Below are 19,603 nucleotides of genomic sequence, written 5' to 3'. Positions count from 1 at the left end.
TATCATGGGATTTCATGGGTGTCAATGCCGCAACAAGTAATTATTGCGGGTTAACAAGAGCTTAAAGCATTCATTCCGGGGCATTTTTCTGTACTGATGCCAGTCCTTGTGGGTCAGTTCAGAATATCCACAAGTAAGAGTGACAAGAGATTGGGGCGACAATATGTTCTTTTTTCGTTCCAATCGGATTGAAGCTTGATTTCGACCGCCGCCGCCAGGGAATTGCCGGGCACGGCGGCCCGCACCTGACCGATGCCGGCGTTTGCGGCGCAGCCGTCCGCAATGTATTGATTTTTATCAGTAAAAAGGGCCAGACGGCCTGTAAGCCGGGTTCTGTCCCGCGCTTGCGCACGGGGATGGCCATTCATCTGGGGCGCCCGTTGCCGGACGCCTCGCGCGATCGACCCGGACGGCGGCGCGAAAACCCGCCTGGCCCCGCCCCCGAAAGGGCTGGCCCGGCCGTCCCTACTTGATCTTGCTCCGGGTGGGGTTTGCCCTGCCGCCGCCGTTGCCGGAGGCGCGGTGCGCTCTTACCGCACCCTTTCACCCTTGCCGGCGCGGGGCCCGAAAGCCTCGGGGCCGGCGGTTTGCTTTCTGTGGCACTTTCCCTGGGGTCGCCCCCGCCGGGCGTTACCCGGCACCCTGTCTCCGTGGAGCCCGGACTTTCCTCCCCCACCGCCGCAGAGCGGCGGCAAAGGCGGCCATCCGGCCGTCTGGCCCCTGCTAGCTAGGCCGTCTGCCGGCGGGCGTCAACCACCGCCCGTGAAGAGGGTCGTAAAGAGTCTGTTAACACTTTGGTAATCTCTAGGGGAAAGATGTGGCAAAGAGTGACCTTGGGTTGCGTCCATGGAGTAGAGCCGTCAGAACTGCGTCTTCAAAGACAGAACGACCGTCGACAGACCGGGGGAGACGGCTGCGGCGGCTACAGGGAAGGCTTGTGCAACACATGAAACGCAGGATCGCGAAGCCATATGAGCACAGTCCTGAACGCCAGGGGAGTTCCCCTTTCCTACAGCGCTGCCGCTGAGACCCATCTTTCCGCCAACGACGGTACGCCGCAACTCCAGGGAACCGACGCCAACGAGATCTTCTGGGGCGACGCCGGTGTCACCGTCACGATGTACGGCAAGGGCGGCGACGATTTCTACAATCTCTATGCCGGCAGCAACCGCGCGGTCGAAAACGCCAACTCCGGTGTCGACACTGTCAAGACCTGGATGAACTACAGTCTGCCGGACCACATCGAGAACCTCGTGGTCACCGGCGACGGCCGCTACGCCTTCGGCAACGACGCTGACAACATCATCACCGGCGCGGATGGTAGCCAGACCCTGGACGGCCGGGCCGGCGACGACGTTCTTGAAGGCGGGGCCGGCGCCGATGTCTTTGTCATCGAGAAAGGCATGGGCAGCGACCTGATCCTCGATCTTCAGGGCCAGGATGTCGTGCGCCTGGCCGGCCACAGCTTCAAGTCCTTTGACGATGTGCTGAACAAGGCCACCCAGGTCGGCGACGACCTGCGGATCGGGCTCGGCGACGGAGAGTTTCTGGTGCTTGCCGACACCAGGGCTGCAGATCTGGACGCCAGCCAGTTTCAGGTCGGCCTTGACCGCTCCGGCCTGAAGCTGACCTTCTCCGACAACTTCAACAGCCTGGACCTCTGGGACGGCGAGAGCGGGACCTGGGATTCGAACTACTGGTGGGGGGCGGAGAACGGTACGACCCTGAACGAAGAACTGCAGTGGTACATCGACCACGACTACGGGCCGACCGCCAGCGCCAATCCCTTCAGCGTCAACAACGGGGTGATGTCCATCACCGCCGAGCGGGCGGAATCCAACATCAAGCCCGAGATCAACGGCTATGACTACACCTCGGGCATGCTCACCACCTACGAAAGCTTCGCGCAGACCTACGGCTACTACGAGATCCGCGCCGACGTGCCGGATCAGAAGGGGCTCTGGCCGACCTTCTGGCTGCTGCCCGCCGACGGCGGCTGGCCACCGGAGCTCGATGTTCTGGAGATGCGCGGCCAGAACCCGACCGAACTGGTGATGACCGCCCATTCCGAGGCGACCGGCAGCCATACCCGCGATATCAACATCGCCAAGGTCGCCGACACCTCCGGTTTCCATACCTACGGAGCGCTGTGGGGTGCGGAGGAGATCGTCTGGTACTTCGATGGCGTCGAGGTGGCGCGCACCGAGACCCCCGATGACATGCACGACCCGATGTACATGATCGTCAACCTCGCGGTCGGCGGCTTTGCCGGCGCGCCCGCGGAGGGCCAGGACACCCTGGGCAGCCTCAAGGTCGACTACATCCGTGCCTACTCCTTCGAAGGAGCGACCTATGATCCGGACCGCGATCTCTCCGGTAACGACCGGATCGTGGGCAGCGTGGAGGACGACGTCCTCGGCGGCGGTGCCGGCGAGGACATGCTGCTGGGCCGCGCTGGCGACGACCGCCTCCTGGGTCAGGGCGGCAACGACACGCTGCGCGGCGAAGCGGGCAGCGACACCCTGGATGGCGGAGCCGGTATCGATACTGTCGATTACACGACCGAGACGAAGGACTGGCTGATCGATCTGGATGCCGGCGAGGCCAGCGGCGGCGGCGACCTCGAGACCCTGATCTCCATTGAGAATGCCCTCGGCGGCAAGGGCAACGACACCCTGGTCGGCGACGACGGCGACAACAGACTGACCGGAAACGGTGGGCGCGACCGCATCGAGGGTGGCCTGGGCGACGACCGCATGACCGGCGGCGGCATGGCCGATACCTTTGTGTTCGGCCGCCTCGATCAGGCGGGCGGCGACGGCGATGACCGCATTTCCGACTTCAACAAGTGGGGCGACAAGCTGTCCTTCCGGGACCTCGTCGACCGCGACGATGATTCCGACGTGGATCTGGACGATCTGCTGGCTTCGGTGTCATCGGTCACCGACAAGGGCGCCGGAAAGTCGGTGGTGGTGAACTTCGACAACGGCGCTTCGGTGGTCTTTGCCAAGGCGGGCACCGGTGCCGTCGACTCGCTCACCGACCTGGTGAACGACGCGGAGACGCAGATCCTGATCTCTTCGACGAGCTGACGTAGGCGCCTAGACGGTGCCGGCGGTCCGCAGAAGCGACAGCAGCCCGGCCAGACGTCCGCAGGTTTCCGCATCGGCCTCGCCGGTCACGGCGGCCGGCCGGTAGCGGCGCTGAAAGGCGCGGATGACCGCCGGCAGGTCCTCTTCCACGTATCCGTAGCCGACGGTGCTGAGGCCCGAAGCCACGTCAGCAGCGGATAGCGGTTCGGCCTGCCTGTGCGCGCCGGGCCAGAGGCCGATGCCGGCGGCGGCCAGCCCGGGCCAGTCGAAGAGTTCGCCCGGGTCCTCCTTGCGCAGCGGCGCGACATCGGAATGGCCGAGCACCCGCGCCAGCGGGATCGGATGGCGCGCGACGATGTCGCTGGCGAGCTGGATTACCGCCGCCATCTGCGCCGCGGGAAAGGCGCGGTAGCCGAGCTCGTGGCCCGGATTGACGATTTCGATGCCGACGGAGCGGGCGTTGATGTCGCTCGCCCCCTGCCAGAGCGCGACGCCGGCGTGCCAGGCGCGGCGGTCTTCATCGACCAGCCGAAAGACGCGCCCGTCCTCCTCCACGCAGTAATGCGCGCTGACCTTGGCTTCGGGGTCGCACATGCGCTCCAGCGCTGCCGCGCCGCTTTGCATCCCGGTGTAGTGCAGCAGCAGGATGTCCACGGACTGCCCCTCCGGCCGGGGGTCGTGGTTCGGCGAGGGACGCTGGAGGATCGAAAGGGCGCTCATGGACCGTGTGGTGACGGTCTGACGCGCCCGAGTCAAGTGCTGGAACCTCCTCAGCCGAGCGCAGAGAGAACCGCCGGGCTGTCGACGACCCTTGCGAACTCTGCATGCAGGGTGGTCAGGTGGACACGATGGATGACTTCGGCGGGGATCGTCTGCCGGTCCCGGGCCTGCAGGTCGAAGGTGGCACAGGCATCGGCGACGACCACCACTTCGAAGCCCAGGTTGGCCCCGGCCCGCGCCGTGGACGAGACGCATTTGTCGGTGGTAAAGCCGAAGATCACCACCTGTTCGATGTCCTCTCGGCGCAGGTCGTCCTCGAGGCTGGTGCCGATGAAGGCCGTGTTCACGGTCTTCTCGATCAAGGGTTCTTCGCCTTGAGGCCCGAAGCCGGACTTGAAGGCGTTGCCCAGCCGCTCCGGACGCAGCGTGGAGTCGGGCTCGACCGAATTGTGCTTCACGTGGACAACCGGCCTGCCGGCGTCTCGCCACGCCGCTATCAGCGCCAGGGCATGACGCTCCATCGACGGGTTGTTGCGCCGTCCCCAACGCGGGTTGTCGAAGGCCTGTTGGATGTCGATGGGAATCATTACGGACTTGCTTGCTAGCATCTCGGGATTAAGCTCGCCTTTTGGTAGATAGACGCTGCGAGCCTAGGGCCTTCGAGCATCCCTTGGCAGACGGCAATGTGACCGGTGGTCCGGCATTCCGCCGGAAGGAGAAGGTCGATCCCGATGAAACGACGGCCCCGACGAAACGACGGCCCCGATGAAACGACAGCTTGACGATGTAGACCGCGCAATTCTTGCGCGGCTGCGTGCCAATGCGCGCGAACCGCTCTCCGCCCTGGCCGCCAATGTCGGGCGCTCGCGCAGTGCCGTGCAGGAACGGCTTAAGCGTCTCGAGCGGGACGGCGTTATCGCCGGCTATACCCTGCGGTCCGCTACCCCACGGCAGGCTGCCGGGCTGCAGGCCTACTTCTTCATCAGAATGACCGGCCCTCTCTGCGCGCGGATCGCGCCGCAGATCGAACGGTTTCCCGAGGTGCAGCGCTGCGTCAGTCTGGCCGGCGACATAGACATGGCGCTGCTGGTCGATGTGGAAGACATCGCCGCGTTGGAGGCGCTGCGCGAGCGTATCGCGCGGATGGCCGACATTGTGACGGTTACCACCGCCCCGATCCTCTCGGTCCACTTCGACCGGCGCTGAACCGCCCGGCCAGCCCCCCGGGTTGGCCCCCGAGTTGGCCCCCGAGTTGGCCCCCGAACCGGCCCCCCGAGTTGGCCCCCGACCTAGAGCCGCTCGGTCCCCGGCGCCGTGGCCTTGGGGCGCCGGATGATGATGATCGCAACGCCGGCGACGGTGACAAGGCCGCCGATCACGAGATTGGCGGTCAGGGTTTCGCCGAGAAAGGCGATGCCGGAGAACACGCCGAAGACCGGGATCAGCAGCATCGCCGGCATGACCTGGTTCAGCTGATAGCGCCGCAGCAGCCAATACCAGGCACCGTAGCCGATCACCACCACCGCCACAGCCTGGTAGACGATGGCGAAGTAGGCCCAGAAGCCGGCGGCGTACAGCGCCTCGATCTGCCCCTCCTCGATCAGCAGCGAAGCCAGCGCCAGCTGCGGCGTTGCGAAGACGGCGATCCAGGCGTTTAGGGTGAACCCGTCGACCGGCGGGTCCAGCCGCTTGATCTGAACGCTGGCGACCGACCACATGCAGGCCGCGAAGATGACGAAAGCCAGGGCCAGGTACTGTCCGTCCAGGCGCGGCTCGCCCGCAATGATGGCGACGCCGGCAAAGGCCAGAAGCATGGCGATGCCGCGGCGCCAGCCGAGCTTGTCATTGAAGAATATCGCGGCCAGCAGGGCGGCGAAGGGAACCTGCAACTGAATGGCGATGGCCGCCGTGGCCGCATCCAGCGTTGTCAGCCCGGTGAACATAAAGGCGAAGTGGAGGATCCCCAGGGTGAAGGAAATCGCCATCAGCGGCAGCCATTGGCCGTGCGGGCGCTTGGCGAAGGGGAGGAGCAGGGCCGCCACCAGGAGGAAGCGCAGGGCCATGAAGATGAGCGGCGGAAGCTCCTCCAACCCGGTCTTGGCGACGGCGAAGTTCAGCCCCCAGATCGCCATCACGCCGAAGAGAACGACGACGTCGAAGGCGCGCAGCTGTCCGTCGGCGGTGGGGACATCGGTGCTCATTGCGCAAGCGCTTCCCGCAGGGATTCCAGTTCCAGCCAGCGCTCTTCGGCGGTTTCGAGCTCCGCCTGAAGCTTCGCCAAATCCTCGGTGGCGCGGGTGAAGGCGCCGGGGTCGCGGCTGAACAGCTCCGGGTCGGCCAGGGCGCCCTCCAGCTTGGCGACCGCGGCTGTCAGGTTCTCGATGCGGTCGGGCAGGCCGTCCAGCTCCCGCTGGTCCTTGTAGCCCAGTTTGCTGCGGCTGCGTGCCCTTGTGTCGCTGCCCTTCTGGGTCGCTTCTCCAGTCTTGCCGGCCTTGGCCCGGGACTGCCTGGCGGCGCGCGCCGCTTCTCCCTCCGCCAGTCGATGGCGCTGATAGTCGCTGTAACCACCTGGCACCTCCAGCGTCCTGCCGTACCCCTCCATGCCGATGACGGCGGTCACCAGGCGGTCCAGAAAGTCGCGGTCGTGGCTGACCAGGATCAGCGTGCCCTCGTAGTCGTCGATGACTTCCTGCAGCAGGTCGAGGGTCTCCATGTCCAGATCGTTGGTCGGTTCGTCCAGCACCAGAAGGTTGCTCGGCTGGGCGAAGAGGCGGGCCAGCAGAAGGCGCGCCTTCTCCCCGCCGGAAAGCGCCTTCACCGGCTGGCGGGCCTGGCCTTCTTCGAAGAGGAAATCCTTGAGGTAGGAGACGACATGGCGCTGGCGCCCGCGCACCAGCAGCGTGTCGCCGCCGCCGGGAATCAGGCTCTCCCAGAGGCTGGCCTCGGGGTCCAGGCTCTCGCGCCGCTGGTCGAAGTAGAGCGGCACGACGTTGCTGCCGAGGCGCAGGCTGCCGCTGTCCGCTGTCATCGCCCCGGTCAGGATCTTGACCAGGGTGGACTTGCCGGCACCGTTGGGGCCGATGATCCCCAGGCGGTCGCCGCGGCGGATGCGGGTGGAGAAGTCCTGGAGGATCGGCAGCGGACCGTCCGTCGTCTCGAAGGTCTTGCCGATGCCGGTCGCTTCGATGACGAGGTTGCCGCTGCGGCCGCTGCTGGCGCTCTCCAGCTTGGCGGTACCGAGCTGCCGCAGCCATTCGGCCCGTTCCTTGCGCAGACCCTGCAGGCGGGCGAGGCGGCCCTGGTTGCGCTTGCGCCGCGCGGTGACACCGCGCTGCAGCCAGCGCTCCTCGCGCACGATCTGGCGGTCCAGTTTGTGCTGGGCTTCCGCTTCACGCTGCTGCAGCTCCTCGGCCCAGGCCTCGAAGTGCCGGAAGGACTTGTCGAGGCGCTGCAGCCGGCCACGGTCGAGCCAGAGTGTGGTGTTGGTGAGGCTGCCGAGAAAGCTGCGGTCATGGCTGATGACCAGCAAGGCGCCGCGAAAACGCTGCAGCTCGCCTTCCAGCCACTCGATGGTCGGCAGATCCAGATGGTTGGTCGGCTCGTCCAGCAGCAGGATCGCCGGATCGCCGAGCAGACAGCGGGCCAGCGCCGCGCGCCGGCCTTCGCCGCCGGAAAGGCTGTTCAGGCGCCGCGTGCCGTCCAGGCTGAGCCGCAGGAGAGCGGCTTCCACGGCGTGCGGCGGGGCATCGGGACCGCCGGCCGGATCGCGCGCCACATAGTCGGCGACGCTGCCGCCGCCGGAGAAGTCCGGGTCCTGCGGCAGATAGGAAACGACGGTGCGCGGTTGCACGAAGCGCTCGCCGCCGTCCAGGTCCTGCAATCCGGCGATTACCTTCAGGAGGCTCGACTTGCCGCTGCCGTTGCGGCCGACGAGGCAGGCCCGTTCCCCCTTGGAGAGGGTCAGCGAGAGGCCGTCGAAGAGCGGGCGTTCGCCAAAGCGCAGGCGCGCGTCGTTCAGCGCGATCAGCGGGGGATCGCCGGCCACGGTCAGCGGATCCCGCGCAGCTTGCGGATTTCGTCGTAGGCGGCGTTGATCCTGGCCAGCTTCTCGTTGGCCACTTCTACGAACTCGGGCGGCATGCCCTGGGCGACCAGGCGGTCGGGATGGTTCTCCACCACCAGCTTGCGGTGAGCGGCCTTGATGGCCGCGTCGTCGGCATCGCGCTCGACGCCCAGGATGCGAAAAGGATCGCTGTCGGCGGCGGCGACATTGGCAGCGCGGATGCGGTCCCAGTCCTGGGCGTCGAAGCCGAAGATGACCGCCAGGCTCTCCAGATAGTCCAGCTCGTCGGGGCTGACCTGGCCGTCGGCCCGGGCGATGTGGAAGAGGCCGCCCAGGAGCTCCTCCAGCACTGCCGGATTGTCGGCGAACATGCGCGCCAGCTGCTTGGCATAGGGTTCGTAGCCGCCCGCGTTCTTGCGCGCCTGGTCGAAGACGCGCCCGACGTTCTTCATCTCTTCCGGCGGGATGCGGAAGACCTGCTTGAAGGCGTCGACCTCATCGCGGGTGACCTGCCCGTCGGCCTTGGCCAGCTTGGCGCCGAGGACGATCACGCCGATGGTGAAGGCGATCTGCTTGGTGGCGTCGGCGGCTTCGGCCGTGGCGGTACCGCCGCTCATCTTGTCGACGGCATGGCCGGCGACGGCGCCGATCAGCGCACCGAGCGGGCCGCCCAAGGCAAAGCCTGCGGCGCCTCCGAGTATCTTCCCCCAAACGCTCATGATTTCGCTTAGTTTTCGAGATGCAACATGCGGACTGTGCCGTCAGCATGGCGGCGGTGGCCCAGCCGCGTCAAGCGTACTGCGAACTGCCCTGTGTTCTCTTCTGCAAATCGGGCGGCGGTTCCGCAATTCAGCCGGAAAGCGCGGACATGCGGCCCAGGCCGGGCAGTTTCACCGCCAGGTCCAAGGGGTCGACGCCGAAGGTGAGGCCCAGAATGTTGATCTCCAGCCCTTCTTCCACCGCGACCAACCCGCCGAGCAGCCCGAACAGCGAAACCTGGTATCCGGTGCCGCTGGGGGCCGGCGCCAGAAACTCCCTTGGCCCAAGGTAGTCCTTTCCGACCGCCGTCGGCGGCAGGTCCAGGTTCAACGCCGGCACCTGGCGGGCAATGGTGGCGGTGAAGGTGTTGGAGTTGGGTCCCGGCCAGGTCTTGTACTCCCGGGCGAAGGCGTAGCCGGCGATGGCCGCATTGATCTGATCGATCGCCGTCGCCGCCTCAGGCCCGCGCAACTCGGCATAGAGTTCGGGCTTGGCGCCGAACCAATAGCGGTCCGGCGGTCCACCGCGCTGTCTCACAGCCTGTCCGCTGTGCCAGAAGCGCCAGCCGGTGACCTCGTGCGTCGTGTAGCTGTCCGCGCCCCGGGGCTTGACGGAGATCCAGGTATGGACGGCGAAAGCACCGCGCCAGCGCACGGTGCGGGCGCCGTAAACCTGAACGATCGCTTCCGGCGTCGTGGCGGGGTCGGGCGCAAGACCCGCGCTCCCGCGGGAGCCGGTCTGCCAGGTACGGTCCAGGGACACGTCGTCGGTCATCGTCGCCAGCGCCGGGCCTGCCAGCAGGAACGCCAGCAGTAGCACCAGACGGCGCAGGTGGAGGGCAAGCGTGGCCAAGATCGGAACTCCCGAGCGGAACATCCTGTCAATATCTAAGCCGCGAGGCTGGCCATGCAATGTGGCGAGGTGATGGCGAGATCGACCCGAGATTTCATCGCCGCCTGCCTTAGGGCCGCTGCGTCTTCTCCGCTCCTGTTCATTAAAGCTTTGTGACATCGAAGTTTTTCGCGCTGCGGCTTGATCTGCGTCATGGGCGCTGCGGGGTGGTTCAAGCACATTCCGCGCGAACGATCCGAAACAGGACCAGCCGTGGGAGGAGCTAGACGATGCGGACCATCGACAAGGTTGCCGGCAAGACTCTCGACGAGGCGGCCGGAATGACGCGGCGGCAGGTTCTGCGGTCTTCCCTGGCAGCGGGTGTATCGGCGGGTGTATCGGCGGGTGTGGCAGCCTGGCTGCCCGGTGCGGCAGTTGCCCAGACCTCTGCGGGTGCCGAGGGCGGCGTCCGCATACTCACCAATTCCCACTGGGGCGCTTTCGAAGCCATCGTTCACGAGGGCCGGCTGACCGGGGTCATCCCTTTCGCAGCCGACACCCATCCCTCGCCGATGATCCAGAACTTTCCCGCCCTGGTCACCGACCGCACGCGCATCGCCCAGCCGATGGTGCGCGAGGGCTGGCTGCGGCGCCGCGGGGATAGCGACCGCGCGGCCCGCGGCAGCGAGCCCTTCGTTGCTGTGGGTTGGGACGAGGCGCTCGATCTCGTGGCGGAGGAACTGACGCGCATTCGCGCTGCGCACGGCCACGAGTCGATCTTCGGCGGCTCCTATGGCTGGGGCAGCGCCGGGCGCTTCCACGTCAGCGACAACCTTACGAACCGCTTCCTGGCGCTCACCGGCGGGTACACCGGCAGCGTTGGCAACTACTCCTACGGTGCCGGCATGGTACTGCTGCCCCGCGTGTTGGGCTCCAACCAGGCGATCAGCGGGCCGCTGACCAACTGGTCGGTGATCGCCGAGCACAGCGACCTGGTCGTCCTGTTCGGCGGCGCGGCCTTCAAGAACGGACAGATCAGCTGGGGTGGGACCGGTGCGCATACCACCGAGCCCGCCATGCGCGCCGCCCATGCGGCCGGAGTCAAGTTCGTCTCCGTCAACCCGGTGCGTGAGGACGATGCCGAAACGGTCGGCGCGGACTGGCTGAAGATCCGCCCCAACACCGACACCGCCTTGATGCTGGCGCTCTGTCATGAACTGCTGTCCAGCGGGCAGGCCGACGAGTCCTTTCTAGCCCGCTGCACGGTGGGCTGGGAGCGCGTGAAGGCCTACCTGACCGGCCAGAGCGACGGTGCCACCAAGAGCGCCGACTGGGCCGCAACGATCACCCAGATCCCCGCTGAAGAGATCAAGGCCCTGGCCGCGCGCATGGCCCGGGGCCGCACCATGATCATGACGGCCTGGTCGCTGCAGCGCGCCGACCATGGGGAGCAGCCCTGGTGGGCGACCATCCTGCTGGCCAGCGTGCTGGGACAGATCGGCCTGCCCGGCGGCGGCTTCGGTTTCTCCTACACCTCGACAAACGGCGTGGGCATGCCGGTCGGCGGCCACTCCTTTCCGAGCCCGCGACGCGGGCGCAACCCCGTGAAACGCGACATCCCCGTTGCGCGCGTCGCCGACATGCTGCTGCAGCCCGGCGAGACCGTGGACTTCAACGGACGCGCGGTCACCTATCCGGAGATCCGATACATCCACTGGGCGGGCGGCAACCCCTTCCACCATCATCAGGACCTCAACCGGCTGAGCCGTGCCTGGGCGGTGCCGGAGACGATCGTGGTGCAGGACCCCTGGTGGACGGCAACCGCCAGACGCGCCGACATCGTGCTGCCGGTGACCACGACCCTGGAGCGCAACGACATCGGCGCCTCGATGCGCGACCGCTGGGTGGTGGCCATGAAGCAGGCCATTGCGCCGGTCGGCCAGGCGCGCAACGACTTCGACATCCTGGCCGACCTCGCCGAGCGCTTCGACCAGCGCGCCGCCTTTACCGAGGACCGGAACGAGATGCAGTGGCTGCGCCACATCTGGGAGCGGGGCCGCCAGCGCGGTGCGCGCAGCGGCTTGGCGATGCCGGACTTCGATACGTTCTGGGCCGAGGGCGCCTTTGAGGTTCCCGCCGCCAACGAGGCGTTCGTCTTCCTGGCCGACTTCCGCGCCGACCCCGAGGGCAATCGGCTTCGCACCCCCTCCGGCCGTATCGAGCTGTTCTCGGAGACCATTGCAGGCTTCGGCTATGCGGACTGCCCGGGCCACCCGGCTTGGCTGGAACCACGGGAATGGCTCGGCGCGACGGCTCAGACAGAGTCGGCACCGCTGCACCTCATCTCGAGCCATCCGCGCCTGCGCCTGCACAGTCAGATGGACAACGCGCCTCTGGCGCGCGCCGCCAAGATCGCCGGGCGCGAGCCGGTGATGATCCATCCGGAAGATGCCGCGGCCCGCGGGATCGCGGCCGGCGACGTGGTGGAGATCTTCAATGCGCGGGGGCGGCTGCTGGCCGGCGCCACCCTGACCGAGCGGGTTCGCCCGGGGGTGATCGTGGTTTACGAGGGCGCCTGGCTCGACCGCGATCCGGAAAGCGGGCTCGACCGCCACGGCAATCCCAACATGGTGACCGCCGATCATGGCACCTCAAGCCTCACCCAGGGCTGCGCCGCGCAAAGCTGCCTGGTGCAGGCCCGCCGCCACGACGGCCCGGCGCCGCCGGTGCGGGCGTTCGAGCCGCCTGCGACGGTGTGATCGCCCGCCCCATAGTCAGAGAGACTGGAGAGACAGACCATGCCCCTGGTGACACCTGGAGACAGCGCCTTGAAGCGGTTGCGCCGAACCGTCCGGGAGACGGCGCCGCGCCCGGTCGGCCGCCGTCATGCAATTCTCTCGTTCGCCGGCGGGCTCGTGTTGCTGGCCAGCCCCCGCTTCGCTGCGGAGGTGCTTGCCGGCCCCGCGCTGACGCAGGTGCGCTGCCCGGACACCGAGTGCGGTTACCTCTACGATCCTTCCTTCGGCGACCCCGATGGCGGCATCCCGCCTGGTGTCGCATTCGAAAACCTGCCGGAGGACTGGGAGTGCCCGGAATGCGGCACGCCCAAAGCGCTTTGGTAGACGGTCTCCCGCCTATGCGTGCCCGCTCCTCGCCCCGGGGTTGCTTGGCTCTAAAGATTTATTAACCAAGAGGTTTGAATACTCTGCGTTGCAGACAGCAGCGCCCGGCCGCCGCGCAGCGCGCGGTGGAGGGCAGAAAGCCTTAGGACATAAGCACCCGATGTCAGGCACGACCGGCGAAGCGCGGATCATCGACGGACTGGCCCAGGAGACCGCCGGCCTGGGCGTAGAGATCGTCGACGTTGCCGGCGATATCGAAAAGGTTTCGCAACAGATCGCCCAGCAGGCCGAAGCCTTCCTCGGCATGGTGCAGTCTGCCGGGCAGGTCAACGACAGCAACAGCCGGATCGCCGCCGCGGCGGGTCAGGCACGCGAGAAGGCATCGCAGACCGCCGTGAGCGTGCGCAACTCCGAGCAGACGGTGCAGACCGCGGTCAAGGACATCCATGCCCTTGTCGAAGCGGTGACCGTCATCGAATCCCAGCTCGGCGGTCTGCAGGAGGCCCTGGCCGAGGTTGCCCAGGTTGCCTCCGGCATCCAAGCCATTGCCAAGCAAACCAACCTGCTGGCCCTCAATGCCACGATCGAAGCCGCGCGGGCCGGCGAGGCGGGCAAGGGCTTTGCCGTGGTTGCCGGCGAGGTCAAGGCGTTGGCCGCGCAGACCGCGACCGCCACGGCGCAGATCGACGAAACCCTGACACGGCTCACCGGTCAGGCCGAACAGCTGATCGCCCAGGGCAGCGAGACCACCGGGCGGGCCGAGTCGGTGCGCAACGGCACCCAGACCATCGGCGCGGTGATCGGCACGGTGGGAGAGGCGGTCGGCAGTATCGAGGAGGACACGGCTGCCATTGCCGAGAGTGCGCGCAGCATTGACGAGGACTGCGGCGGTTTCGTCGCCACGCTGGAAGCCATGAACGGCGAAGTGGCCGATGCCAGCGCGACCCTGGGGGCGGCCCGCGACCGGGTCAATCGCCTGATCGCGGTAAGCGAAAAGGTGATCTCGCTGACCGCCCAGAGCAGCCTCAACAGCGTCGACGGGCCCTTCATCACCAAGGTGAAAGCGGTCGCAGCGGAAGTCACGGCGGCCTTCGAGCAGGCCCTGGCCGAGGGGCGCATCGCCGAAGCTGCGCTGTTCGACCGGGACTACAGGCCGATCCCCGGCAGCGATCCCGAACAGCTTATGGCCGGTTGTGTTGCGCTGACCGACGACATCCTGCCGGCGATCCAGGAGTCCGTGCTGGACTTCGACGAGCGGGTGGTGTTCTGCGCCTGCGTCGACGTGAACGGCTATTTGCCGACCCATAACCTGAAGTTCGCCCAGCCCCAGGGCGGCGACCCTGTGTGGAATGCCGCCAACTGCCGCAACCGGCGGATCTTTGACGACCGTGTCGGCCTTGCTGCCGGAAGCAACCGGGAGTCCTTCCTGCTGCAGACCTACCGCCGCGACATGGGCGGCGGCACCTTCGTGATGATGAAGGACGTTTCGGCGCCGATCATGGTTGCCGGTAAGCACTGGGGCGGCGTCCGACTCGCTTACAAGGTCTGACGGCCCGCGCGGCCTGCCGCACTTCAGGAATACTGTCGACCCTCCAATGACCTTCGCCTAAGCTGGCGCCCCCGGGCGGGGCCGGGTCTGGGCCCGCCGTTTTCTTTCAGACCCACCTAGGTCCCGCTTTCGGAGGCAGTCATGCAGCTACTCTACTCCCCAACCTCTCCCTATGCCCGCAAGTGCCGTGTCGTCGCGCGGGAACGCGGCCTGATCCCCGGAATCGAGGAAGTTGACTGCAATCCCCATGAAGACCCGGCGGAACTCCATGCGAAGAATCCCCTGGGCCGGGTGCCGACCCTGGTGCTGGACGACGGCCGTGCGGTCTTCGACAGCCCGGTGATCTGCGACCTCCTGGAGGGCCTGGGCTCGGCGCCGCCGCTGGTGCCCGGCGTCGGGCAGGGCAAGTTTCAGGTGCTGGTGGCCGCAGCGCTGGCCCAGGGCATGACCGATTCCGCCGTCAACATGGTCATGGAGAGCCGCCGGCCGGAGGGCGAGCGCTCCTCCGCGGCGGTGGAGCGCTGGCGCGCCTCCATCCTGCGCGGCCTCGACAGCATGATGGACTATCTGGCCGTGCAGCCGGGGCCCCTCACGCTCGGGCACATCGCCTGCGGCTGCACCCTCGGCTATCTCGATCTGCGCCACGGCGACATGGCCTGGCGCGACGGCCGCAGCACCCTGGCGGACTGGTTCGAAGCCTTCAACGCCCGGCCCGCGATGCGGGAGACCGACCCAAACTGAAAAGCCTGGAGGGCAGCAGGCCGAGGGCCGTCAGCATCCCGGCGGTGACCAGCGCCGCGCCGGCCAGGTCCGTCGTTGCAGGCACCTCGCCCAACAGCGGATAGGCCAGCAGCACAGCGATTGCCGGCACCAGGGTCGCAAAGACGGCGCCGCGCCCGGCCCCCAGGATTGCCACCGCGCGGCTGTAGCAGACCAGCGCCAGGATCGCCGCCAAGAGCCCTTGGAAAACCGCCTGACCCAAAAGCTCGCCCGCCGGGGCGATGAGGAGTCGCGGCTCGGCGAAGAGGGCGTAGAGCGGCAGGGTGAAGACCAGGGAAAGCACCGCGACAAGGGCGGTGGCCTGCAGCGGATCGGCCCTCCAAGCGCGCAGCGCTACCGTGTAGCTGGCCCAGAGCAGCCCGCCGGCTGCGAACAGCAGATGGCCCTTCCACTGGCCGGGTTGGTAGCTGAGCAGCGCCTGACTGCCGATCAGCGCGACCCCGGCGAGGATGAGCGCCAGGCCGAGCCAGCGCTGGCGGCTCGGGCGGTCGCCCAGCAGCAGCCAGCCGCCGAGCGTCGAGAACACGAGCATGCAGCTCGGCGTGATGATGCCGCCCTGGCCCGCCGGGGCGTAGGCGAGGCCGCCGGCGGAGGCAAGGACGTAGGGCGTTCCGGCGCAGAGCGCCAGCACCGCCGCCCGGCCCCAACCCAGGCCGCCGCTGCCGTGGCGCAGCACCAGCGGCAGCAGAATCAGCCCGGCTACGGCGAAGCGCAGCACGGCGAGGTCGGCAACCCCCAACGACTGGCGGATGCCGAGCGCGGAGACCACCGGCCAGGCCCCCCAGATCACCGCCGCCGCAAGGCCGTAAAGCACTGCCATGGGCAACTGCGGTTCCTGGGTGCCGGTTGTCTCGGTTTGGGCAGCGTCGGACATGGCGGTGGCCTCCGGGCTCGGCGTTGGGCGAACCCTGAAAGGCTAGTTGATCACTCTGCCGCGATTCTGCGAATATCCGCTCATGGCGCAGAAATTCAGCGAACGGTGAGAGATTTCGGTGATACACTGCGCCAATGGACGATCTGGATCATTTTGACGTCGCGTTGTTGAACGAGCTCCAGCGCGACAACCGCCAGACCTCGGAGGCGCTGGCCGCCGCGGTCGGGCTCTCGCCCACGGCCTGCCAGCGGCGCATAAAGCGGCTGCGGGAGGCCGGCACCATCCGCGCCGACGTGGCCGTGCTGGACCCGGCCAAGGTCGGGCGCCGCGCCACCTTCATCGTGCAGGTCGATCTCGCCCGTGGCCGCGCCGACATCATCGACGGCTTCAAGCGCGACATGCAGAAGATCCCGGAGGTGCAGCAGTGCTACTATGTCACCGGCGAGTCCGACTTCATCGTCATCATCGTCGCCGAGGACATCGCCCACTACGAGGCGCTCACACGCCGAATCTTTTTCGACAACCCCGACATCCGAAAGTTCCACACCCAGGTGGTGATGGACAGCGTGAAGCTGGGGCTGACGGTGCCGCTTTGACGTTGAATTGAGAGTCTCCCCGGTTAAGGCAGACCTAACCGTTCGCTTCTAGGCTGGGTGCCGGGGAAGGGGATGACTCCGTGCCGAACTGGCTCATCGCGCTTGCATCCGATCTGGACGGAACGGTCGCCACGTTGCTGATGGCCGGGGTTGTCTTCGTGTTCGCCCTCGCAGCGCTCCACGGTCTGCTGCGGCTCTATGAGAGTGCGAAGCAGGGGCGCCGCAGTGCAGGGCCGGCTGCTGCCGAAGCGGAGTCCGTTGCAGTCGGCGACGAAGGCTTGGCGTTGGACGACTGGCAGAGGCTTTTGAAGCAGGCCGACCGGCGCCTGGGCGAAAACGACGACGGACCTCCCTCCGACGCCGACGACTGAACGTTCCACAGCTCTTTCGCCGCCTCCCACGAGATAACGTTGACAATTTATCGATAAAATGTCTTTGTACAACGGCGCCGAAGGGGCGTTTTCACATCGAAGATTGGGATCGAAGAGGCAGGGCAATGGACGGCGACGCGCGGGCTGCGGCATGGCAATTCTGGATCGACCGGGGCGGTACCTTCACCGACGTGGTGGCGCGGCGGCCGGACGGCGGGCTGGTGACCCACAAGCTGCTGTCGGAAAATCCGGAGCAGTACAAGGACGCCGCCGTCCAGGGCATCCGCGAGATCCTCGGCCTCGCCAAGGACGCGGCGCTGCCGCCGGGCGCCGTCGCGGCGGTGAAGATGGGCACCACGGTGGCCACCAACGCGCTGCTGGAACGCAAGGGCGACCGTACCCTTCTCGTCACCACGGAGGGCTTCGGCGACATCCTGCGCATCGGCTACCAGAACCGTCCGCGGCTTTTCGACCGCCATATCGTGCTGCCGGAAATGCTCTACGAGCGCGTCGTCGAAGTGACCGAGCGGGTCTCCGCCCAGGGCGAGATCGTCACGCCCCTGGAAGAAGAGCCGGCGCGTGCCGCTTTGAAGGCGGCCTACGACGACGGCATCCGCGCCATCGCCATCGCCTTCATGCACGGCTACCGCTATCCGGACCACGAGAAGCGCATCGCTGCTATTGCCGGGGAGATCGGTTTCACCCAGATCTCCACCAGCCACGGCGTCAGCCCGCTGATGAAGCTGGTCAGCCGCGGCGATACGACCGTTGTCGATGCCTATCTCTCGCCGATCCTGCGGCGCTATGTCGACCAGGTGGCCGGGCAATTGGATGCGGATGACACCGACGGCCCGCGGCTGATGTTCATGCAGTCCAACGGCGGCCTCACCGACGCGCGGCTGTTTCAGGGCAAGGACGCCATCCTCTCCGGCCCAGCCGGCGGCGTGGTCGGCATGGTGCGCACGGCGGCCATGGGCGGCTTCGAGAAGCTGATCGGCTTCGACATGGGCGGCACCTCCACCGACGTGTCCCACTACGACGGCGAGTACGAACGCACCTTTGAGACCCTGGTGGCCGGGGTGCGCATGCGCGCGCCGATGATGCACATCCATACGGTTGCCGCCGGCGGCGGATCGATCCTGCACTTCGACGGCGCGCGTTACCGTGTCGGCCCGGATTCCGCCGGCGCCGATCCGGGGCCGGCCTGCTACCGCCGCGGCGGCCCGCTCGCCGTGACCGACTGCAACGTCATGCTCGGCAAGATCCAGCCGGCCCACTTCCCCAAGGTTTTCGGCCCCCGAGCGGACGAGGCGCTGGACGCCGAGGTGGTGCGGGCCAAGTTCGCGGCCCTAGCCGAAGAGATTGCCGCGGCGACCGGCAAGCCCAGGACCTCGCCGGAGGCGGTGGCCGAGGGCTTCCTGCGCATCGCCGTGGAAAACATGGCCAACGCCATCAAGAAGATTTCGGTGCAGCGCGGCTACGACGTTACCGAATACACGCTCAACTGCTTCGGCGGCGCCGGCGGGCAGCACGCCTGCCTGGTGGCCGACGCACTGGGCATGACCAGGGTGTTCCTGCATCCCTTTGCCGGGGTGCTCTCGGCCTACGGCATGGGCCTGGCCGACGTGCGGGCGATCCGCGAGCGCCAGATCGAGGCGGCCTTTGCCGCGCCGGTGCTGGCGGAAATCGAGACGGCGTTCGGCGAGCTGGCCGAGGGCGCGCAGGAGGAGGTGCTGGCCCAGGGCGTGGCGCCCGCGCGCATCGCCCTGGTGCGCAAGGTGCAGCTCCGCTACGAAGGCACGGACAGTCCTTTGCAGATCGACTTCGCCGATCTCGGCGCCATGCAGGCGGCCTTCGAGAAGGCGCACAAGCAGCGCTTCGGTTTCATCGCCCCGGACCGCAAGCTGGTGGTGGAGGCGGTCTCGGTGGAAGCCATCGGCTCCACCGAGGAGGTCGCCGACCCCGAGCGCGCCGTGCCTGCGGATGCGGTGCCTGCCGAACCGCTCGACCGCGTCGCCATGCATAGCCACGGCGAAAGCCACGATACCCCGCTCTATGACCGCGAGGCCCTGCTGCCCGGCCAGAAGGTGGACGGCCCCGCCGTCATCATCGAGGCCACCGGCACCACCGTCATGGAGCCGGGCTGGCAGGCGGAGATGACGCCGCGCGGCCACCTGATACTGACCCGCGTGGTGGCGCGCCCCAAGACCGAGGCCGTCGGCACCGAGGCCGACCCGGTGATGCTGGAGGTCTTCAACAACCTCTTCATGTCCATCGCCGAACAGATGGGGGCGACGCTTTCCAACACCGCCTACTCGGTGAACATCAAGGAACGGCTGGACTTCTCCTGCGCGATCTTCGATCCGGCGGGCAATCTGGTGGCCAACGCGCCGCACATGCCCGTCCACCTCGGTTCCATGGGCGAGTCCATCAAGACCGTGATCCGCGAGAACGCCGGCAGCATGAAGCCCGGCAACGTCTACGCCCTGAACGCGCCCTACAACGGCGGCACCCACCTGCCTGATGTGACCGTCATCACCCCGGTCTTCGACGACGCCGGGCAGGAGATCCTCTTCTACGTCGGCTCCCGCGGCCATCACGCCGACATCGGCGGGCGCACGCCGGGCTCGGCGCCGCCGGACTCGACCACCATCGAGGAGGAGGGCGTCCTCATCGACAACTTCCTGATGGTGGAGGAGGGGGTGCTGCGCGAGGCGGAGACCCTGGCGCTGCTGAAGTCCGGCAAGTATCCCTGCCGCAATCCGCAGCAGAACATGGCCGACCTCGGCGCCCAGATCGCCGCCAACGAGACCGGCGTGCAGGAGGTGCGCAAGATGCTCGCCCAC

General features: G+C 67.2%; 16 protein-coding genes and 1 other RNA gene. 9 read left to right on the top strand and 8 right to left on the bottom strand.

The window, feature by feature from the left end; translation table 11 throughout:
• Positions 1–306: 306 nt before the first annotated feature.
• Positions 307–717, bottom strand: an RNA gene (gene rnpB, locus Q0982_RS14600) — RNase P RNA component class A.
• Between the two features lie 254 nt (positions 718–971).
• On the opposite strand from rnpB, the gene Q0982_RS23810 reads away from it, so the two are divergent.
• Complete coding sequence (locus Q0982_RS23810) at positions 972–3,092, top strand: family 16 glycosylhydrolase (protein WP_322097035.1); 2,121 nt, start codon at positions 972–974, stop codon at positions 3,090–3,092.
• A gap of 9 nt (positions 3,093–3,101) precedes the next feature.
• Here Q0982_RS23810 and Q0982_RS14585 read toward each other — a convergent pair whose 3' ends face one another.
• Together Q0982_RS14585 and Q0982_RS14580 are read right to left on the bottom strand one after the other, a co-directional pair.
• Entirely contained in the window at positions 3,102–3,848 is a 747-nt protein-coding gene (locus tag Q0982_RS14585; RefSeq protein ID WP_299396748.1) for an N-acetylmuramoyl-L-alanine amidase, read from the bottom strand.
• A 14-nt stretch (positions 3,849–3,862) separates the two neighbouring features.
• Complete coding sequence (locus tag Q0982_RS14580; protein ID WP_299396747.1) at positions 3,863–4,399, bottom strand: cysteine hydrolase family protein; 537 nt, start codon at positions 4,397–4,399, stop codon at positions 3,863–3,865.
• 178 nt (positions 4,400–4,577) lie between these two features.
• Here Q0982_RS14580 and Q0982_RS14575 point away from each other — a divergent pair, with 178 nt between their 5' ends.
• Positions 4,578–5,018, top strand: a complete 441-nt coding sequence (locus Q0982_RS14575; RefSeq protein ID WP_299396746.1) for an Lrp/AsnC family transcriptional regulator — start codon at positions 4,578–4,580, stop codon at positions 5,016–5,018.
• Positions 5,019–5,101: 83 nt separating this feature from the next.
• Here the strand turns inward: Q0982_RS14575 and Q0982_RS14570 are convergent, their stop codons facing one another.
• The 4 genes from Q0982_RS14570 to Q0982_RS14555 all read right to left on the bottom strand — a co-directional run bounded on the left by Q0982_RS14570 (position 5,102) and on the right by Q0982_RS14555 (position 9,486).
• Positions 5,102–6,013, bottom strand: a complete 912-nt coding sequence (locus tag Q0982_RS14570; protein WP_299396745.1) for a DMT family transporter — start codon at positions 6,011–6,013, stop codon at positions 5,102–5,104.
• Positions 6,010–7,857 carry an ABC-F family ATP-binding cassette domain-containing protein gene (locus tag Q0982_RS14565; protein WP_299396744.1) on the bottom strand — a complete coding sequence of 616 codons (1,848 nt, stop codon included), beginning with the start codon at positions 7,855–7,857 and terminating at the stop codon, positions 6,010–6,012. The genes Q0982_RS14570 and Q0982_RS14565 overlap by 4 nt, the downstream gene beginning before the upstream one ends.
• A 2-nt stretch (positions 7,858–7,859) precedes the next feature.
• Entirely contained in the window at positions 7,860–8,594 is a 735-nt protein-coding gene (locus Q0982_RS14560) for a TerB family tellurite resistance protein (protein ID WP_299396743.1), read from the bottom strand.
• Positions 8,595–8,724: 130 nt separating this feature from the next.
• Positions 8,725–9,486, bottom strand: coding sequence for a DUF3750 domain-containing protein (locus Q0982_RS14555; RefSeq protein WP_299396742.1), 762 nt, complete (start codon positions 9,484–9,486; stop codon positions 8,725–8,727).
• A 269-nt stretch (positions 9,487–9,755) separates the two neighbouring features.
• On the opposite strand from Q0982_RS14555, the gene Q0982_RS14550 reads away from it, so the two are divergent.
• The 4 genes from Q0982_RS14550 to Q0982_RS14535 all read left to right on the top strand — a co-directional run bounded on the left by Q0982_RS14550 (position 9,756) and on the right by Q0982_RS14535 (position 14,877).
• On the top strand, positions 9,756–12,224 hold the full coding sequence (locus tag Q0982_RS14550; RefSeq protein ID WP_299396741.1) for a molybdopterin-dependent oxidoreductase: 2,469 nt from the start codon (positions 9,756–9,758) through the stop codon (positions 12,222–12,224).
• A 39-nt stretch (positions 12,225–12,263) separates the two neighbouring features.
• Positions 12,264–12,587, top strand: coding sequence for a rubredoxin (locus tag Q0982_RS14545; RefSeq protein ID WP_299396740.1), 324 nt, complete (start codon positions 12,264–12,266; stop codon positions 12,585–12,587).
• 160 nt (positions 12,588–12,747) lie between these two features.
• Positions 12,748–14,136, top strand: a complete 1,389-nt coding sequence (locus Q0982_RS14540; RefSeq protein WP_299396739.1) for a methyl-accepting chemotaxis protein — start codon at positions 12,748–12,750, stop codon at positions 14,134–14,136.
• Positions 14,137–14,277: 141 nt separating this feature from the next.
• The gene (locus Q0982_RS14535) at positions 14,278–14,877 is read left to right on the top strand and encodes a glutathione S-transferase N-terminal domain-containing protein (RefSeq protein WP_299396738.1); all 600 of its coding nucleotides are present in this window, start codon (positions 14,278–14,280) and stop codon (positions 14,875–14,877) included.
• On the opposite strand, the gene Q0982_RS14530 is transcribed toward Q0982_RS14535, so the two are convergent.
• Entirely contained in the window at positions 14,837–15,790 is a 954-nt protein-coding gene (locus tag Q0982_RS14530) for a DMT family transporter (RefSeq protein WP_299396737.1), read from the bottom strand. The genes Q0982_RS14535 and Q0982_RS14530 overlap by 41 nt on opposite strands.
• Before the next feature lie 134 nt (positions 15,791–15,924).
• On the opposite strand from Q0982_RS14530, the gene Q0982_RS14525 reads away from it, so the two are divergent.
• The 3 genes from Q0982_RS14525 to Q0982_RS14515 form a co-directional block, all read left to right on the top strand.
• A complete protein-coding gene (locus tag Q0982_RS14525; RefSeq protein WP_299396736.1) occupies positions 15,925–16,386 on the top strand; it encodes an Lrp/AsnC family transcriptional regulator in 462 nt (153 codons plus the stop codon).
• 80 nt (positions 16,387–16,466) lie between these two features.
• A complete protein-coding gene (locus Q0982_RS14520; protein WP_299396735.1) occupies positions 16,467–16,757 on the top strand; it encodes a hypothetical protein in 291 nt (96 codons plus the stop codon).
• 125 nt (positions 16,758–16,882) lie between these two features.
• Positions 16,883–19,603, top strand: a 2,721-nt coding sequence (locus Q0982_RS14515; RefSeq protein WP_299396733.1) for a hydantoinase/oxoprolinase family protein, incomplete at its 3' end; no start/stop codon positions are given.

The sequence above is a fragment of the Pelagibius sp. genome (assembly GCF_028281305.1).
Lineage (GTDB): Bacteria > Pseudomonadota > Alphaproteobacteria > Kiloniellales > Kiloniellaceae > Pelagibius.
The sequence above is the reverse complement of the archived record's forward strand: the minus strand, read 5'-3'. Positions and strand labels throughout refer to the sequence as shown.

Bases quoted from the DNA above. Each gene is read 5' to 3' on its own strand.
- Q0982_RS23810 (WP_322097035.1), top strand. From the start codon at position 972: ATGAGCACAGTCCTGAACGCCAGGGGAGTTCCCCTTTCCTACAGCGCT.
- Q0982_RS14580 (WP_299396747.1), bottom strand. From the start codon at position 4,399: ATGATTCCCATCGACATCCAACAGGCCTTCGACAACCCGCGTTGGGGA.
- Q0982_RS14575 (WP_299396746.1), top strand. From the start codon at position 4,578: ATGAAACGACAGCTTGACGATGTAGACCGCGCAATTCTTGCGCGGCTG.
- Q0982_RS14570 (WP_299396745.1), bottom strand. From the start codon at position 6,013: ATGAGCACCGATGTCCCCACCGCCGACGGACAGCTGCGCGCCTTCGAC.
- Q0982_RS14560 (WP_299396743.1), bottom strand. From the start codon at position 8,594: ATGAGCGTTTGGGGGAAGATACTCGGAGGCGCCGCAGGCTTTGCCTTG.
- Q0982_RS14550 (WP_299396741.1), top strand. From the start codon at position 9,756: ATGCGGACCATCGACAAGGTTGCCGGCAAGACTCTCGACGAGGCGGCC.
- Q0982_RS14545 (WP_299396740.1), top strand. From the start codon at position 12,264: ATGCCCCTGGTGACACCTGGAGACAGCGCCTTGAAGCGGTTGCGCCGA.
- Q0982_RS14540 (WP_299396739.1), top strand. From the start codon at position 12,748: ATGTCAGGCACGACCGGCGAAGCGCGGATCATCGACGGACTGGCCCAG.
- Q0982_RS14535 (WP_299396738.1), top strand. From the start codon at position 14,278: ATGCAGCTACTCTACTCCCCAACCTCTCCCTATGCCCGCAAGTGCCGT.
- Q0982_RS14530 (WP_299396737.1), bottom strand. From the start codon at position 15,790: ATGTCCGACGCTGCCCAAACCGAGACAACCGGCACCCAGGAACCGCAG.
- Q0982_RS14525 (WP_299396736.1), top strand. From the start codon at position 15,925: ATGGACGATCTGGATCATTTTGACGTCGCGTTGTTGAACGAGCTCCAG.